The organism is Treponema primitia ZAS-1, from assembly GCF_000297095.1.
In the GTDB taxonomy this organism is placed as follows: Bacteria; Spirochaetota; Spirochaetia; order Treponematales; family Breznakiellaceae; genus Termitinema; species Termitinema primitia_A.
In genome coordinates, this window is record NZ_AEEA01000043.1 from 20537 (window position 1) to 36624 (window position 16088).

The 16088-nt window shown below is 54.2% G+C and carries 13 protein-coding genes; 7 read left to right on the forward strand and 6 right to left on the reverse strand.

The annotated features are described in order from the left end of the window. Positions 1 to 276 precede the first annotated feature (276 nt). Together xylB and TPRIMZ1_RS0107360 are read right to left on the reverse strand one after the other, a co-directional pair. Positions 277 to 1779 carry a xylulokinase gene (gene xylB, locus TPRIMZ1_RS0107355; RefSeq protein WP_010257110.1) on the reverse strand — a complete coding sequence of 501 codons (1503 nt, stop codon included), beginning with the start codon at positions 1777 to 1779 and terminating at the stop codon, positions 277 to 279. An 11-nt stretch (positions 1780 to 1790) separates the two neighbouring features. Further along, complete coding sequence (locus tag TPRIMZ1_RS0107360) at positions 1791 to 2885, reverse strand: C40 family peptidase (RefSeq protein WP_010257114.1); 1095 nt, start codon at positions 2883 to 2885, stop codon at positions 1791 to 1793. Positions 2886 to 2959: 74 nt separating this feature from the next. On the opposite strand from TPRIMZ1_RS0107360, the gene TPRIMZ1_RS0107365 reads away from it, so the two are divergent. The 3 genes from TPRIMZ1_RS0107365 to TPRIMZ1_RS0107375 are packed head-to-tail and all read left to right on the forward strand — an operon-like array spanning position 2960 to position 5688. After that, complete coding sequence (locus TPRIMZ1_RS0107365) at positions 2960 to 4054, forward strand: 6-phosphofructokinase (RefSeq protein ID WP_010257116.1); 1095 nt, start codon at positions 2960 to 2962, stop codon at positions 4052 to 4054. A gap of 1 nt (position 4055) precedes the next feature. Next, the gene (locus TPRIMZ1_RS0107370; protein WP_010257119.1) at positions 4056 to 4910 is read left to right on the forward strand and encodes a GNAT family N-acetyltransferase; all 855 of its coding nucleotides are present in this window, start codon (positions 4056 to 4058) and stop codon (positions 4908 to 4910) included. Positions 4911 to 4965: 55 nt separating this feature from the next. Further along, positions 4966 to 5688: a DbpA RNA binding domain-containing protein gene (locus tag TPRIMZ1_RS0107375; RefSeq protein ID WP_010257124.1), complete on the forward strand. Its 723-nt coding sequence runs from the start codon at positions 4966 to 4968 to the stop codon at positions 5686 to 5688. 10 nt (positions 5689 to 5698) lie between these two features. Here the strand turns inward: TPRIMZ1_RS0107375 and TPRIMZ1_RS0107380 are convergent, their stop codons facing one another. Further along, the gene (locus TPRIMZ1_RS0107380; RefSeq protein ID WP_232616766.1) at positions 5699 to 6922 is read right to left on the reverse strand and encodes a hypothetical protein; all 1224 of its coding nucleotides are present in this window, start codon (positions 6920 to 6922) and stop codon (positions 5699 to 5701) included. A 29-nt stretch (positions 6923 to 6951) separates the two neighbouring features. Between TPRIMZ1_RS0107380 and TPRIMZ1_RS0107385 the strand changes: the two genes are divergently transcribed. Further along, positions 6952 to 7590 carry an MBL fold metallo-hydrolase gene (locus TPRIMZ1_RS0107385; RefSeq protein ID WP_010257133.1) on the forward strand — a complete coding sequence of 213 codons (639 nt, stop codon included), beginning with the start codon at positions 6952 to 6954 and terminating at the stop codon, positions 7588 to 7590. 198 nt (positions 7591 to 7788) lie between these two features. Here TPRIMZ1_RS0107385 and TPRIMZ1_RS0107390 read toward each other — a convergent pair whose 3' ends face one another. Both TPRIMZ1_RS0107390 and TPRIMZ1_RS0107395 read right to left on the reverse strand, forming a co-directional pair. Continuing rightward, positions 7789 to 9498: a Na/Pi cotransporter family protein gene (locus TPRIMZ1_RS0107390; RefSeq protein WP_010257137.1), complete on the reverse strand. Its 1710-nt coding sequence runs from the start codon at positions 9496 to 9498 to the stop codon at positions 7789 to 7791. A 10-nt stretch (positions 9499 to 9508) separates the two neighbouring features. Then, a complete protein-coding gene (locus TPRIMZ1_RS0107395) occupies positions 9509 to 11185 on the reverse strand; it encodes a Na/Pi cotransporter family protein (RefSeq protein ID WP_010257139.1) in 1677 nt (558 codons plus the stop codon). 102 nt (positions 11186 to 11287) lie between these two features. Between TPRIMZ1_RS0107395 and TPRIMZ1_RS0107400 the strand changes: the two genes are divergently transcribed. Both TPRIMZ1_RS0107400 and TPRIMZ1_RS0107405 read left to right on the forward strand, forming a co-directional pair. Then, positions 11288 to 12286 (forward strand): tryptophan--tRNA ligase, encoded by a 999-nt coding sequence (locus TPRIMZ1_RS0107400; RefSeq protein WP_026043589.1) that lies wholly within the window; start codon positions 11288 to 11290, stop codon positions 12284 to 12286. A gap of 3 nt (positions 12287 to 12289) precedes the next feature. Beyond that, positions 12290 to 14974, forward strand: coding sequence for a CHASE2 domain-containing protein (locus tag TPRIMZ1_RS0107405; protein WP_010257143.1), 2685 nt, complete (start codon positions 12290 to 12292; stop codon positions 14972 to 14974). Here TPRIMZ1_RS0107405 and TPRIMZ1_RS0107410 read toward each other — a convergent pair whose 3' ends face one another. Continuing rightward, the gene (locus tag TPRIMZ1_RS0107410) at positions 14975 to 15385 is read right to left on the reverse strand and encodes a hypothetical protein (protein WP_010257146.1); all 411 of its coding nucleotides are present in this window, start codon (positions 15383 to 15385) and stop codon (positions 14975 to 14977) included. A 153-nt stretch (positions 15386 to 15538) separates the two neighbouring features. On the opposite strand from TPRIMZ1_RS0107410, the gene TPRIMZ1_RS0107415 reads away from it, so the two are divergent. Next, on the forward strand, positions 15539 to 16060 hold the full coding sequence (locus tag TPRIMZ1_RS0107415; protein WP_010257149.1) for an FKBP-type peptidyl-prolyl cis-trans isomerase: 522 nt from the start codon (positions 15539 to 15541) through the stop codon (positions 16058 to 16060). Positions 16061 to 16088: the final 28 nt, after the last annotated feature.

The window sequence follows — 16088 nt, forward strand, 5'->3', positions numbered from 1 at the left end:
TAACTAAGTTTAGCGCATTGTTTGGGGGCGGAAATTGCCTAACTAAGTGTGGGGCTACCTGACAAAAGCGGGCGGAGGGAGGGGCATCCCCGGCCGAACACATTTGGAATTCCTCGCTGTAGTAGACCCGCGCAGCGGGGCTGCGGAAGCGAATTCTACAAGCGTGTGAGCGCCGGGGATGCCCCTCCCTCCGCCCGTTTTGCCATATCGCCTGCCACATCTTCTGAGTTCTTCTCTCTTTGTCAGTAAGATCCGTGGTTATTCCCGGACGGCCTTTTAACGCCGCCCCAGTTCAGTAAGACTTTGTATGGTCCTTTGACTTCCGGTGTACGCATCCTTGAACAAACGATAGTATTGCTGATATATGCCATGGTTCTCCGGGTTAGGAGTATAAATCCTGTCTTTATACCGGACAAAGGAAGCGCAGGCTTCTTCAATAGAACTAAAAACACCGGAACCAAGGCCGGCCATAAGCGCAGCGCCTATACAGGCCTGTTCTTCCGATACCGTTGTTTTTAACGGAATGTTATAGATATCCGCCTGCATTTGCAGCCAAACCGGGCTCCGCGCCCCTCCGCCGGAGGCGATCAGCTCCTCCGCCTGTAAGCCCAGGTCACCGCAAACTTCGATACATTGCAGCAAGGCATAGGTAACCCCCTCCATAACCGCCCGGGCCAGGTGAGTTCCCGAAGTGTTCAGGTTAAGCCCCATGAACATACCGCTTATGTTGGGGTTTACATGGGGGGTTCTTTCACCATTTAGGTAGGGTAAAAAAAGGAGACCACCGCTGCCGGGATTTAGTTTTTCTATTTCCCCATCCAAGGTACGGTAATCCACCGGGGGGAGGATGTTTCTGAACCATTTGAAGGCCAGACCGGCGCTCATGGTTGCACCCATGGTTATCCAGGCCCCGCTCCGGTAGGCGCAGAAGGTGTTGGTAGATAAGCTGGGGTTCCGGATCGGCCGGTCACTTTGGAAGCAAACCTGGCCGCTGGTTCCGATGTTCACCGTGGCCTGGCCGGGATGTATCGCTCCGTTTCCAACGGCCTGCATAACCTGATCGGCGCCGCCGTTAACAACCGCCGTCCCTTCCCAAAGGCCCGTGGCTTCCGCAGCTTTTTTGCTTACCCTTCCGGCAACATGATCCGAAGCGGAACATTCGGGGAAAAATTCCAGGGGAATATCCAGGGCGTTCAGCACTTCCTTAGACCAGCAGTTATGCTGTATGTCATAGGCGAGGGTGGCCGATGCGTCCGAGTAATCGGAACTCAGTTCCCCGCAGAGCATCATTTTCAAAAAATCCTTCGGCAAAAAAGCATACCGCACCCGGTCGTACAGTTCGGGCTCATTATCCCGTATCCAAACCAGGGAAGTTAAAAGAAAGCCCGTATATACCGGATTCAGCTGGGAACCGCTGAGATGCTTTTCTGTAAAGATCCGGTTGATTTTCTGTACCTGTACGCCGGACCGGGCATCGCAATGCAGTATGGCAGGACGGATTACATTCCTATCCTTATCAAGAAGCACGGCGCCATGCATCTGCCCGGAAAAACTTATCCCCCGTATTTCAGAAGCGGGGGCATTCAAACGGGAAAGGGCATTCCGGATACATTCGCAGCAGGCGGACCACCAAACTTCTGTTTTCTGTTCCGCATACCCATTAACCGGTGAATCAAATTGATACGCCTTGGAACTTTCCGCTTGTATCACACCCTTAGTATCAATGATGATCACCTTCAAACTTGAGGTGCCTAAGTCAATGCCCATTAAAAATGACATGGATCCGTTCCTTAACGCCGGTTAATTTTCTGTATAGCCCCGGCCAGCGCCCGCAGCCGTACCACCCGTCCTCCGCCAAAGGCCCGGTAACGCTCGCCGTCATCGGAGAAGGCGGAAGCCTGTTCGCCGGGGAATGGGGGGTACCGGGACTGGGTCCAGACCAGGGAAGGGTCGGAGAGACTTGTTTCCGGGTGGGCAGGGTTAAAGTAAATAAGGGATTCATGGACCCCCCGTTCCGCCAGGGGCGCCTCGTCGGTACTTTGGAGATAGCGGACTACCCCTTCGCGGAGATCCACCGATTGGATTACCGCAGAATGGACCATGCCTCCGTTGGAGCCCCGGAAAAGGAGGACATCCGCCGGCTGTATGTTCCGGATTTCATCCTTGACGGAAATTATTTCCCGGCTCCGGGAATTGAAGAACCAGGTTCCCACATAGTAGGAAACATCACCGCCTCTGGCGCCTATGGCCCGGCGCAGGGTCCGGCCAAGGTCTATGCCGCCTTTTTTAGCCACCAGGGAAAGGGTATGCCAGACAAAGCCGGAACAGTCCATGCCTGTCCAGCCTATACAGTAAAGGTAATTGTACACGTCGGTTTCGCTGATGCCCCCGCCGGACACGAGTACGTAGGGGCGGTGGGGCAAGCCCCGATAGGCCCCGGCCTTCATCCGGGCTATGTCGAAGAGGTCCCGGGAATGGGTCCAGGTCTGGGTGGGGATATCGAGGATCATCACCTTTTCTCTGCCGTCCCCCAGGGTTTCCGTATAGCTTTGAAAATCATCGCTGTCCAGGGTTTCGGTAATGTTTTGCCAAAGATATGCGGGGTCCGCCTTGCCGCCACCCAGGAACTCCCATGACTGTTCCGACAGCTGATCCCGCTCGTTGTTCTGGGCAAAGGGCATACGGAGGTTCATCACCTTACCGTCCAGGATGTAGGTCTTGAAACATTGGCGGTAGGCTTCTTCGATTACCCCTTCAACGCCGCTTCCCCAAACCCGGGCGGGATCGGAAAAGGCCGCCAGGTTCCGTTCGGTTTCCTCATCGGGATGTAAAGCGGGGATAATCAGGAGATATAGGGCATATAAAAAAACGATCCTTCTTCCCATTTCAGCCTTATCTTAACTATAATACTAACTATATCGACCGATTTATGTATGAATACAAGGGGGCCTTGGCTGCCATGGAACAAAGCGCGACCAAAACTTTCGGAATCCTTACCGCCGGCGGGGATTGCCCGGGCTTAAACGCCGCCATCCGGGGGGTGTGCCGGGCCGCCCACGACCGGTATAACATGACCGCCGTGGGTATCGCCAACGGTTACCGGGGGCTCATTGACGAGGACTGGCGGATACTGCGGCCGGTAGACTTTATGGGGATACTCACCAGGGGGGGGACCATCCTGGGAACCAGCCGGGAAAAGCCCTTCAAAGCCCGGTCCAGGGAATACAACAACGATATCGGGGAAGATAAGGTGGAGGCGATTAAGGAAAACTACCAGAAGCTCAAGCTGGACTGCCTGGTGGTCCTTGGGGGGAACGGTACCAATACCACAGGGTACCTCCTCTCCCGGGAAGGGCTGAACGTGCTGGGACTTCCCAAAACTATCGATAATGACATTATAGGGACCGACCGGACCTTCGGTTTCCACTCCGCCCTGTCCATCGCCACGGAAGCCATAGACAGGCTCCATTCCACCGCCCAGAGCCACAGCCGGGTGATGATCATCGAACTGATGGGGCATAAGGCGGGCTGGCTATCCCTCTACGCGGGGGTAGCCGGCGGGGGTGACATCATCCTGATCCCGGAAATTCCCTACGATATTAAAGTTATTGCCCGGCATCTGGAAAAACGGACAGCCAGCGGCAGGAGTTTTTCCATTGTGGTGGTAGCCGAAGGCGCCATGTCGGTGGAGGAAGCGCGGATGGAAAAGAAGGAGCGGAAGAAGTACCGGGAACAGACCGTTTCCCCTTCCATAGCCTACCGGCTGGCCCGGGAGATTGAGGCCGAAACGGGGCTGGAAACCCGGGCCACGGTCCTGGGCTATACCCAGCGGGGTGGCATACCCAGCGCGTCGGACCGGGTTCTGGCCACCAGCCTGGGTACCGAGGCGGCGAATCTTCTGGCCCGGGGGGAATACGGCAAAATGGTCGCCCTGCAGGGGGATGCCATCGGCGCAGTGGATCTCAGTGTGCCCGCAGGAAAGGTTAAGACCGTACCGGCGGATCATTATATGGTCGATACGGCCATGGCCGTGGGAACCTGTATGGGGGTATGAGATGCAGTTTGAACTTACCGAGGCACTGATCGATGATATTGTCTTCACCATGGAAAATCAGGAATGGATTTCTTACCTGGATACCCAGGAGGGAACGGTAGTTTCCGAAGACGATGCGGATCTGAAGAATGATGACAGAGACCGGTACATAGACCTTCCCGGCTGGGATTCCTCGGATGGTTACAACCTGATGGAACAGTTTGCCGCCGGGTTTAAAAACAAGGTGATCCGGACTAAGCTCAGCGCCGCCCTAAACCGGGGGAAGGGGGTATTCCGGGCCTTTAAGGATACCCTCGCTGAACATCCGGAGGCGGAAAAACTCTGGTATGCCTACAAAGACCGGGAGATGAAACGGGCGGTGATTCGCTGGTACAATACCCTGCGGGAAGCGTGGGGCTTGGAAAGTATTGGCGAAGAACCGGAGGAAACCGAAGATCTGGTTCAGGAAGATTTTAGGGTCCGGGAGCCTGTTCCGGAGGATGCGGAAAGGACGGCGGAACTGCACAAACTTTGCCTTGCAGAGAGTCCCCCCCCAGGCGCAATCCCCCATTGGTCCTTTCCGGGACAACTTGCCCTGGTTGCCGAAACCGGGAGTGGGGATTTCGCCGCCCATATCAGCGGGGCCGTTACGGGAAAAAGCCTGGAAATTACCGCCCTGGAAGTCCACCCGGAATACCGCGGCATGGGTATCGGGGAAACCCTGCTCATCCGATTGGTGGGTATGGCGGAGACCAGCGGGGTATCGGAAATTCTCATTGATGTTCCCCAGGACGCCGAAGGGTTTTCCCGGGTACTGCTCCGTGAATCCTTTACGCCCGTTCGGACCAGATACTGCAGAAAAAATATGGCATATTGAGTAAATTTTATTTATATGTCATGCTAAGATAAATTTTTAATAATAGGATGCATGAATGTCCGCAATAAACGATGAAAAAGTTAAAAACCGTCTTGATGAAATTTTAAAAAATATTCAGACCGAGGCGGATCCTCATTTGCTCAATCAATATCGTTCCCTTATCCGGAAGAAGGTTTCCTTTTTCCAGCGTTCCTACCTGGCTGCCTATCTTCTGATGCTCCAGGATCAGGCGGGCGGCGGCAGGTCCCGCGACATGCAACGAAGTTCCCCGCGCAAATCCGGCGGCGGTGAGCCCCCCCGGACCAGATCGAACAACACCCGGGACAATACCCGTGGGAGTGAACCAAGCGAGGGGGCAGAGCAGAACCGCCAGCCCTTACCATCGGCCCTGCCGGAGGATGAGTCCACCCGGTTGTTTATCAGCGTAGGCCGGAATCGCCGGGTCTTCCCCCGGGAAATCCTGGGGCTCATTGGTACAAAAACATCGGTTTCCAAGGATGATATCGGGATCATCAATATCCTGAATAATTATTCCTTTGTTCAGGTCCGCAACTCAGTGGCGGAGGAGATAATCGAAGCCCTGAACGGCATCAATTTCCGCGGCAGGACACTTGCGGTAAACTATGCCAGAAGCCGGAAAGAAGAAGACGGAGACAGCTTGGCTGCGCCATTGGAAGGGCTGCCCGGGGATAACAACGATGATACCGATTCCTACTCCGACTTTGATGATAGTTCCACTGCGGATCCCGAGACTGACGCAGACTCCAAAGAAGACTGATCCGGACAGCTTACTGCAGCAGATAGAAGATCATGGTGATAAAAAGAATATTTATCACCATCCCTATTACCACGAATAAACCCCCGGTGATCTCCAGGATATAGGCGCTCTGGGTGTAGCGTTTAGCCAGAATCTCCGGTTCCCCCGGTATGGCTCCAAAAACTGCACAGGGGTCCCGGGGTCTAATCGGAACCCCATCAGAAAGTACCCCAAAAACATACCAGCCTTCACCCTTTCTGGGCCGTTGCTCCGAAATGAGCAGAGGAGGAGAATCCTCCCCAGTGGGAAGCTCCTCATACCAGACTGCTCCATAGTTTTCGCCATTGGGAAGCCGTCCAACGTTGAGGCTTCCCGATGGGAGCTGCCCAACAGGGAGTCCCGTTGGAGACCCGTCCTGATGAAAGTCCCGAAAGTATTTAAGGGGCAGTCTGGCCAAATCCCGGTATGCCCGGAAAATACGGGCCCGCCACCAGAGCCGCCGGTACAGCACCGTGAGCAGTACCCCCGGCGGCAGCAGGGGCAGCAGGGGCGCAAAGAGGGCGATGACCGCGCTGATTACGGTTAAGCGAAAGGCAGGCCGGGGAAGAACGGATGCGGCGATGAAAACCTGGGAAAAAACGTTAAGGATAAAGCCATAGGGGGTGATTCGGTTCCAGTACTCGTTCTGGTGCCGTCCCGCCCGGATTGCCCGGGTGGCAAGGGTATGATCCGGACCGTCATAAAAAATAACCAGCAAAGGATGCTCCTTGGTAGAAACAAAGGTCCACCTGTCTTCCAGACGGGTAAGGAGCCCCCCCACAAAAACCTTGGCCCCCTCGGTGAGGGTAGAAATCCGATCCCAGCGTATCCGCTCAGGAGACTCCTCCCCGGGATCAAAGGGTCCCAGGGATTCGCCCCCCTCGGGCATGGGGAGCATATACGTATGGGCTCCCTCCAGGGCAATGGGGATAGTCATGGTATCGCTGCGGATCCAAAGGGTTTGGCCGTCCGGAGGAGAAACTCGGCCCTTATGGGCTTCGGCGGAGGAGCCTGTGAGAGATTCAAAACCTCCGGTAAACCGGTAAAGGCCCCCTTCCGGGGGGGTATTCTGACAGGCGGCGTAATCCAGCACAGGCTGCAGGCACAGTTCGTCAAACCGGCGGCGGAAGATACGCCAGGAACGGCGTAAGAAAAAAGCCCCCGCCACCGGTACCAGCCCACACCAGAGAAAGACCATAGCGATGATTACTAGCAAATAGGTGTTACGCAGGGTATTATACCTCCATGATCGATTCTATTGTTGTGGGGGCCATTGCAACCAACTGTTGGATCTATTCCCAAAACGCTGAATGCGCGGTTATCGATCCCGGAGCAGATCCCAAGGTCATCATTTCCCGGCTTAAGCGGCTCAATCTGCGCCCCCGGTATATTCTACTTACCCACGGCCATTTTGACCATATCGCCGCCCTGCCCGACCTTGTAGCAGCCTTTAAGGACGCCCCCCCGGTTATTGCCATCCACCGGGATGATGGGAAGTACCTGGGTCCCAATGCCTACGAAGTCCACCGGGAAAGTTTCACCGCAGCTGCAGGGAACGCCGACTATGTGGACGCCCTCTGGAAGGACATGCCTCAAGCAGACGAACTCCTCTCCGAGGGCAGCGTCATCGGCCCCTTTACAACCCTGCACCTCCCAGGCCACACCCGAGGTTCTGTCGGTTTCTACGACAAAGAAGCAAAGGTCCTCTTTAGCGGCGACACCCTGTTCCGGGGCGACTGCGGCCGCACGGATCTCCCCGGCGGAAGCTGGCCCGAGATTCAGCAAAGCCTCCGCCGCCTCTCAACCATGGACAAGGACATTACGGTCTACCCGGGGCACGGGCCAACCACCACTATCGGCGATGAAGCCGGAAACACGTACTAATCGCAATAACGGGCAGGGGGAGGGGGGTGCCTGTCCTCACACGCATGTAGAGTCTGCTTCCGCAGCCCCGCTGTGCGGGTCTACTACAGCAGGGAATTCCATATGTGCTCGGGCAGGCACTCCCCTCCCCCTGCCCGCCGGTGTTTGTTAGGTGTTTCCGGCATCATCTAACATCGCTAAACGGAGTGACTACACCGGTTAGCGCTTTGAGAGGGCTTCGGCAATATCGTAGCAGTAATCTCCTAACTTTTCGATACGGCGGACTAGGTCGATAAAGAGTAATTCGGTTTTTACATCCACCCCGGCTTCGATCCGTTTGCGTCCCAGTCTGCGTAGTTTATTACGGGATTTGTCGATTTCGCTTTCCAGGTCCCTGGCGCGTCCAATCTGTTCCTCCGTCAAATTCTGTCCCAAACATTCCCGCAGCAGGACAAGAAAATCCTCCACCAGATTCATGTAGGGCGACAGGGCATTCATCTCCTTTTCCCTGAATATCTGGTTCTTTTTAACGCTCCGTTCCAGAAGCAGACCGACGCTGTAGCAATCATCGGTCATGTCCTCCAGGTCGGCGATAATCCGCAGGAGTTGTGAAACCCACTGTTCGGATCGGGAATTCAGCTGCTCGCGGGTGCATTCCATGAGAAAAGCCGTCAAGGCTTCCCGCATTTGGTCGGCGTATTCTTCCTTCCGCTTCATGTTCTCCACCAGGAAAGTGACCGCTTCTTCCTTATCCCCAGTTTTCTTAAGGGACTGTAAACCGCTGCTAAAGGCGGCATACATGGAAGATACAAGCCCCGCCATGTCACGGATCTCCTTTTCCGCCCGGATAATATTCAGTTCCGGAGTATCCTGGAGAATATTGGACTGATATTCCAGCTTATAGGGGACGTTTTCCCCGGAGACATCCCTTCTGTCCTTAACGAGCCAAGAAACCAGAGCGGCAAACTGTTTAACAAAGGGCAGTAAAACAAGGGTGGTGACCAAATTAAAGGCCGTATGGAACATGGTCAGATGAAAGGCTATCATCGCCCGCGCCTTCTCATTCCCCAGGAGCAGCGCCGCTGTATCAACATCGCCGGGGATAATATGGTCCACCAGCCATATAAAGGGTTTAAAAAAAATGATGACGATAAGCGCGCCGATAACGTTAAAAAGCACATGCACCAGGGCGGTTTGTTTTGCCGCAGGCTTTGCGCCGATAGCCGCTATGGGTGCGCTGACGGTGGTACCGATATTAGCCCCCAGGATCATGGCAGCGGACATTTCAAAGTTGATCACCCCCTTACTCGCCAGGGTGATGATCAGAATGGTTGTGGCGGTGGATGAATTCATCATCAGGGTAACCACCGCTCCTGCTCCCACACCGATAAGCACTGAGAGGGCGCCCCTGCCGGAAAGATCGGCGATAAAGGACACCGCCTCCGGGGTTATCTCCGGAAGGGAGGTGGTCAGAAAATTCAGCCCCAGGAACAGAAAGCCAAAGCCCATTATGGCTGAGCCAAAATCCCGGTACCGCCATTTGACCGCCCGCATGATAAAACCAATCCCCACCGCAGGGAGGGCGAAGGAGGAGATATCAATACCGAAGCCCAGGAGGGACACCATCCAGGCAGTCAGGGTGGTGCCGATATTGGTCCCCATGATCACCCCGATGGACTGTTTCACCGTGAGGAGTCCGGCGTTCACGAAGGAAACCACCATCACCGAAACTGCCGCGGAGGAATGGATCAGAAAGGTAATCACCAGCCCGGAGAGAACCCCGATAAAGCGGTTCCCGGTCATAAAGTTCAGAGCCCGCTGCAGGCGCTCTCCGGAGGCCTGCTGAATCCCGTCGCTCATCACCTTCATCCCATACAATAAAAGGCAGAGTCCGCCGATTACCTTAAAAAGAATTCCGATAACTTGCACGCCAAAGTACCTACCCGGTATGGGACAAGACCCCTGCAATATTGTAGCAGTAGTCGCCCACTTTTTCTATACGCCGTACCACGTCTATAAACAGTAATTCTGTTTTGACATCCTCCCCTGCCTCTATCCGTTTCCGGCCCAGCTTCCGGAGCCTGTCCCGGGATTTATCAATGGTGTTTTCCAGTTTTTCCGCAAAGACCGCCTGCTCATCAGTAATACTACGGCCCACATGCCCCTTCACAAAGGCAAGAAAATCCTCCACATGGGCAACGTATGGCGCCAGGGCTTCCATCTCTTTTTTCTTAAAGAGCAGATCCTTCTTCACGCTCCGATCAAGGAGGAGGCTGACGCTGAAACAATCGTCGGTCATATCCTCCAGGTCGGAAATGATCCGCAGGAGCTGGGACACCTTTGTTTCCGACTGGTGGCTCAGCTGCTGGCGGGTGCACTCAAGAAGGAACCGGGTCAGCTCCACCCGCATGTCATCCGCATAAGCCTCCTTGGCCCGCATTTCCTCCACCAGGGTTTCCACAATGGGCGTCTTATCACCCTCTTCCCGAAACAACGCTAAGGTTTCGCTTACCTTGGCAAACATGGAGGCGGCAAGGTCGGTCATGTCCCGGATTTCCTTTTCCGCCCGGATGATGTTCAACTCCGGGGTGCTGCGGGTCGAATGCTGGTATTCCAGATGGTAGGTCCTGGGCAGCGCCAGCTTACCGTCCTTGTCTTTTATAAGGAAAGAAACCAGGGCGGCAAGCTGGGGCACTATAGGAAGGAATACGAGGGTACACATGATATTGAAGACCGAATGGAACATAGCCAGATGGGTGACTATTCCCACACCCATGGGATCGCCGGGAACTAATAGATCCACCAGATGTATTAGGGGCTTAAAGAAAATAACCGCAATAACGCTTCCCGCCACATTGAAAAGCACATGCACCAGGGCGGTTTGTTTTGCCGCAGTTTTAGTCCCAATGGCGGCCAGAATGGCGTCGATGGTGGTACCGATATTGGCGCCCAGGATCATGGCGGCGGCAATCTCAAAATTGATAACCCCTCCCCAGGCCAGGGTGATAACCAGGGTAATGGTGGCTGCGGAAGAGTGCATCAACAGGGTAACCACCGTACCGGCGCCCATCCCGATGAGCGCCGAAAGGAAGCCCAGATTGGAAACCCGCTGAATAAACGCCAGGGATTCGGGGTCAACCGTAGGCAGAGCATCGGTGAGGAACTTGAGCCCCAGAAAAATAAAACCGAAGCCCATGAAGGCGGCCCCCAGGACCTGATGTTTCCACTTAATCACCCCCATGAGGAAGCCTACCGCAATCGCCGGCAGGGCAAGGGCGGAAATATCTATGCTAAACCCGATAAGGGACACAATCCAGGCAGTGGTGGTGGTACCGATATTGGCCCCCATGATCACCCCGATGGCCTGGGTAAGGGAAAGGAGACCGGCATTCACAAAGGATACCAGCATAACTGAAACTGCCGACGAGGACTGGACCAGGGCGGTTACCACCATGCCGGTCAATACCCCGATAAACCGGTTTTTGGTCATAAAATTCAGGACCCGCTGCATCCGGTCGCCGGCGGCCTGCTGAACCCCGTCGCTCATCACCTTCATCCCATAGAGGAAGAGACAGAGTCCGCCGATTACCTTAAATGCAATCCCGATATAATCCATAACAGGGAGTATACAAAGCTTCGTTTTTTTTTGAAAGCCCGGCCCGGAACCGGCATTTCCGGCCCCTATACGAAAAGGCTGTTTTTCGGTACATTACGGATAATGAAAAAGATAGCCCTGACTGGGATTAAGCCTACAGGAATATTACACATAGGGAACTATTTCGGCGCCATCAAGCCGGCGCTGGAATTGGCCGGGGACTACGACGCCCGGTATTTTATCGCCGATTACCACGCCTTAAATACCGTAAAGAACCCGGCGGAATTATCCGCCCTTATCCGGCAGGTCGCCGCGGGGTGGCTTGCAGCCGGGCTGGACCCGGAAAAGGTTATCTTTTACCGCCAAAGTTCCGTCCCCGAAACCTTCGAGCTCACCACCACGCTCATGGCCTTTACCAGCAAGGGTCTTATGAACCGAGCCCACGCTTACAAAGCTGCGGTCCAGGACAATACCGAAAAAAACGACGACCCCGATGCGGGGATCAACATGGGACTCTTTACCTACCCGGTGCTCATGGCGGCGGATATCATCCTCTTTGATTCCGATGTGGTCCCCGTGGGGAAAGACCAGGTTCAGCATGTAGAAATGGCCCAGGATATCGCCCAGGCGATAAACTTTAACTATAAGGCCGAGGTTCTCAAGGTACCCCAGGCGGCGGTACAGGAGTCGGTAGCGGTGGTGCCCGGCCTGGACGGCAGGAAGATGAGCAAAAGCTACGGCAATACCATCCCCCTATTCGCCCCGGAAAAGGAGCTCCGCAAACTTATCATGCGGATCGTTACCAATTCCCAGGCGGTGGAGGAACCCAAGGACCCGGAAATCAGCCAGATATACCTATTATACAAGCTCTTCGCCACAGCGGAGGAACAGCAAAGTCTGGCAACCCGTTATAGGGCAGGGGGCATGGGCTGGGGCGAGGCCAAGGAAGAGCTGTTCCGGGTGGTGAACCGGGAACTTACGCCAATCAGGAACCGGTTCAACGAAATTATGGCGGACCCCAAGGGTCTGGACGAAACCCTGGCGCGTGGCGCGGAGAAAGCCCGGGTAATTGCGGCAAAGACCATCGCACGGCTCCGGAAAGCCACCGGTATTGATCTGTAGACCATGTGGAAGAAATATGCCTTCATCCTTGTCCCAGCCGCTGGTACGCTTCTCTGTTCCCTCCTATTTTTTACCTCCCTGGATAACAGGGTCTTCGACCTTTTCCTGGGCACAGTCCCCAGCCTGACCGAGGACGATTCGGTCCTCATAATTACGGTGGATGACAACGCTATCGCCAATGTGGGAATTTTCCCCTGGACCCGGGATATTCTGGCGGACGCCATAGTATTTCTCCGGGAAATGGGGGCCGATACGGTTGTATTCGACTTAAGCTATCCGGACCGGAGCCCCATGCGGATCGATCCGGAGTATGTGCAAAACACCCTGCCGGGTATCCTGGATAATGAATTCCTGGGCATCAACAATTCTGTGGCGCAGGTCCTGGACGCCCTTTCCACAGGAGCGCTGCGGCCATCGGATCTGGGGGAATACAAGGAACAGCTTTTTGAGCATAACCAATTGGTCCGGAATACTATCGGCGAGGCCGTATCCTTCGTAAGCCGGGATGTGGATGAATACTTTGCCCGGAGCCTTGCTTTTTTTGGGAAAGCCTACCTAACCCTAACCATGACCCCCGATTCATCTTCCACCGGGGGTACAGAAAACATGCTCTATCTGAAAGAGCATGTTGCTTTAAAAAACATCAGCGCCGCCGGGGATACCCTGACCCCAAACGAAGCGGGGATACTCCCCCCCATTGCGCCTCTTTTAAACAGCGCAGGGGGCGCAGGTTTTGTAAACGCCCTGCCCGACAAGGACGGTTACCGCCGGCGGATACATTTAGTGCTGAAACATGGGGATGACTATTACGGCCATCTCGCCCTGACCGCCCTTAGGGAAATGATAGGCAGCCCGGAAATCGTAGTTACCAATACTGCGATAACTCTTAAGGGCGCCAATATCCGGGGAACAGTCCGGGATATCAGAATACCCCGATCCAGGGACGGTACGGTGCTGATCAAGTGGCCTAAAAAGCCCTTCGTAGACTACAATATACTGTCTTCCTGGCAACTCATCCGGTATAAACAGCTGGAAGAAGAGTTTGTCCGGAACCTCCGGGTAATGGAATCATCGGGGTTCTTTTACTATTTAGGGGACGTCCCAAACCCTCTGGACGCCTATACCAGAGCCCTGCATATTCGGGAAGAGTCCCCCCTAGAACAGGGCAGATTTGAGGACTACCGGAAAATCCGGCGGGAATACCTTGAAGCCGCGGAAACCTTTCTTGGGGGTCCCGCAGAAACACTAATCCTGGAGGATGTAGCGGGGAACGGAGACCTGGAAAATTTTGTCAGGGCACTCTTTGGCGCAGGCCGGGAACAGTTCGATACCCTCATGGATATACGGAGAACGGTGGGGGAAAAAGTTCAGGGGAGCCTCTCGGTTATCGGGGTTAACGCCACCTCCATGACCGATAACGGGATGATTACCTTTGAGGAACGCTTCCCCAATGTGGGAATCTACGCGGCGGCGGCCAACATGATCCTCGCCGGGGAATTCCTGGACGATATCCCCCGCATTGTATCCCTGCTCATCGCCCTAGCCTTGTCCCTTGGCTTAGGGATACTGATCCACCGGCTTGATGTGGGTAAATCCATCGCGGCGGGTATACTCGCCATGATCCTGAGCGCCACTTTCTTTCTCCTGTTTTTTATTATCACTAAACGCTACTTAGGGGCGGCGGTTCCCTTCATCTCCGTAACCCTTACCTTTCTGAGCCTTCAGGCGATCAATTTCTTCTCCACCACCCGGGAAAAATCCTTCCTCCGCTCCGCCTTTTCCCGGTACCTTGCCCCCCAGGTGATTGAGGAAATCCTTCAGGACCCGTCTAAACTAAACCTGGGAGGGGAGGAACGGAAAATGACCGCCCTCTTTACGGACATCCGGGGCTTTTCCACCATTTCCGAATACCTCAGCCCGGCGGATTTGGTAAGCCTCCTCAATATCTATCTCACCGATATGAGCAATATCATTCTGGAAAACCGGGGAACCGTGGATAAATACGAGGGAGACGCCATCATCGCCTTCTTCGGCGCCCCGGTTCATATGGAGGAACACGCCGTTCTGGCCTGCCGTACCGCCATTCAGATAAAAAAAGCTGAAACCCGGTTGAATCAACAAATCCTGGACGAAAGCGCAAGCCCCCTCCCCCCTTTTACCAGGATTGTATTGGATAAAACCCTGGACTCTCCGCCCTTGTTTACCCGCATTGGGATCAATACCGGGGACATGATTGTGGGAAATATGGGGACCCCCGACAAGATGAATTACACCATCATGGGCCATTCGGTAAACCTTGCGTCCCGGCTGGAGGGGGTTAACAAACAGTTCAACACCGGCGGCATCCTGATAAGCGAATACACCAAAAATGAAATCGGGGATACATTTGTTACCCGGCGCCTGGATCGGGTCCGGGTAGTGGGGATCAATACCGCCATACAGCTCTACGAACTCCTGGAAGAACAGAATCAAGCCCCGACGGCATTGCAGGATTTTGTGCAGAACTGGGAAAAAGCCCTATTGTTATACGAAAACCGCCAATTTCTCGAGGCAAAAAAGTTATTCAAGGTATTAACGGAGAAGAGACCAGAGGATCCGGTGGCAAAGCTCTATTTGAATTGGTCTGAGCAGTACTTTAACAGCCCCCCCAATCCGGATTGGGGGGTGTACAATCTAACCCAGAAGTAGCTATTCAGCCCAATCCAGGTCGCTGGCCGCATCGCTGGCCCGGGTAGCCGAGGTGGAGATATTGGAAGTCCCCGAAGCCGGTACGGACACATTGGAATTAACCACGTTGCCCCCCACAGAAATTCTTGCCGTACCGCCGCCGAGGAAGCTTTCCAGGGTACCCTGCCGTGCAGCGGCGCGAATGACCTCTTCTTTATCCCCGTTTTTAACGACCAGTACGGAATTAATCCCGATTTTTACCGTTGTAGAGGGGCTAAGGATGTCCCCAACCGAAACCGTTATCCATTGACCGGAAGATCCAAGCGTATCCACCTTTCCGGTGATATTCTGGACCGTATAATTATCTGCTCCAAACACAAAACCCACAAAAATAGCGCTAAAAAGTACACTGAGAACCAGTACCTTTTTCATAAAACCTCCTACCCTCCGTTTGCAGTAAATATCGGAAGGATATACAGCTTATAGTACCACAGATTAGCTTATATTCCAATGTTTTACATGATTTTGTACAATTTATTTTTTACAAAACCTTTACCTAAAAACCCCAATATGATATAAATAATCATGAATATAGCCAACGATCGGGTGGTTAGTCTCAACTACACCCTTACCAATGCACAAAACCAGATCCTCGACAGTACCGGCCCGGAGCCTTTTTTGTACCTCCATGGTCACCAAAACATCATCCCCGGCCTGGAAAAAGCCCTGGACGGTAAAGCCCAGGGGGATAGCTTCAAAATAAGCATCCCCGCCGCCGATGCCTACGGAGAGCGGAACGACAAACTTATCGCCACCGTCCCCCTGGACCGTTTTAGCGGAGTGGATAACGTTAAAGAGGGGATGCAGTTCCACGCAGAAACCCCGGACGGTGAACTCCAGATGGTCACCGTAACCAAAGTTGATGGGAATACCATCACCATCGACGGCAACCACCCCATGGCGGGGCTCGATCTTAACTTCGATGTTTCGGTACTGGATGTACGGGAAGCCAGCGAAGAAGAACTGCAGCACGGCCATGTCCACCACTCCCACAGCCACGAGGGTTGTGACGACGCAGACTGCGAAAGCTGCCACGACTGTTGTTAAACAGAAAAGAATATGCCCCTTTAACTTA